We start from the raw sequence: 895 nt of genomic DNA, 5'->3' as shown, positions 1-895 counted from the left end.
TGCAAAAAGGACTCTCTCCCTGCTATGATGGTGATGACCAACATCCATAAAACAGGAGGGAGAGAGTCCATGAAACATCTTACCACAGAATGGCCTTTATTAAAAGAGCTGGAGGAACAATTAGTCAGAACTCTTCAAAAGGTGTTCGCTGTCTTGTTGGCGGCCCTTTTGGAGGAGATCGATCAACAACTGGCGGAAGCGCGGGACAAGCGCCGGTATCAGCTGAAAGACAAACGGCCGACCACGATCCAAACGCTGTTTGGAGAAGTGACGTTTCGACGGAACTACTACTATGATCGGCAGGCGGGGGCGTATACCTTCTTGCTGGATGCCGAACTGGGCTTTGATGGAGCGCAGTCGATCAGCCCTTGCCTCGAGGAAACGGCGGTCGAGTTGGCCGTAGAGTGCTCTTCCTACCGCAAAGCGGCCCGTACGTTGGAGTCGATCGTGGGGTATGCGGTCCTAAGCCACGAGGCGATTCGCCAACTGGTGCTGGAGGCCCCTGTCTCGCTGCACCACCCTGTTTCCCAACGGCACGGCCGAGTGCTGTTTGTGGAGGCGGATGGGCTGTTCATTTCCCGCCAGGGGAAAGGGAAACGGGCGAAAGAAGAGAAAATCCTGGCGGTTCACGAGGGATGGAAACGAAACGGTTCGCAGCTCGAGCTCGTGAACCGGCGCCACTACCTCCATGAAGGGGCGGGAGACGTGTGGGAACGGTTTGAAGAGTGGCTGATGAACGAATATGCCTATGACCCGTGCCGGGACCTTTTGATCATCAACGGCGACGCGGCGTCGTGGATCACGGCCTGCCGGGAGTATTTTGGGAAGCGGGCGTGCTTTCAGCTGGATCGATTTCATGTGGCGCGGGAGCTGCGTCAGTGTCTGTCCGGCCATC

The 895-nt window shown here is 56.6% G+C and carries 1 pseudogene; it reads left to right on the top strand.

Annotated features, from left to right (window positions below):
- Nucleotides 1-69: 69 nt before the first annotated feature.
- A pseudogene (locus ETC02_RS16725) lies at nt 70-895 on the top strand (ISLre2-like element ISGsp3 family transposase); the annotation flags it as partial.

Origin of the sequence: Geobacillus sp. DSP4a, from assembly GCF_013096875.1 — a bacterium.
GTDB classification, from domain to species: domain Bacteria; phylum Bacillota; class Bacilli; order Bacillales; family Anoxybacillaceae; genus Geobacillus; species Geobacillus thermophilus.
This window is presented reverse-complemented; position numbering and strand designations above follow the sequence as displayed.